General features: G+C 42.6%; 1 protein-coding gene. It reads right to left on the bottom strand.

The genetic code is table 11. The features are described 5' to 3' along the window. Positions 1-338 (bottom strand): sigma factor (locus CA598_RS31825; protein ID WP_306440503.1); only part of this gene is annotated, 338 nt, incomplete at both ends.

Below are 338 nucleotides of genomic sequence, written 5' to 3'. Positions count from 1 at the left end.
CGGTCATCCAGAATATCAAGATTACGATAAATCTTGCTCTTCTCGATCTTCAAATCAACTTCTTTAATGACATCATCAGCTTCGGAGCCAAGGATATCGATAAGTGTAATTTCATTACCTTCTTTGTCCGTCCCAATTGGATCATGCAGGGATACATCTTTACGAGTCTTCTTCAAGGATCTTAGGTGCATCAGAATTTCGTTTTCAATACAACGGGCAGCAAATGTGGCCAGCTTTGTGCCTTTGTTCGGGCGGTAGCTCTCGATGGCTTTAATCAAGCCGATCGTGCCGATGGAGATTAGATCCTCCATGTCTTCTCCGGTGTTATCGAATTTTTT

The organism is Paenibacillus sp. VTT E-133291, assembly GCF_002264395.1.
GTDB lineage: Bacteria > Bacillota > Bacilli > Paenibacillales > Paenibacillaceae > Paenibacillus_AQ > Paenibacillus_AQ nitricinens.
This window is presented reverse-complemented; position numbering and strand designations above follow the sequence as displayed.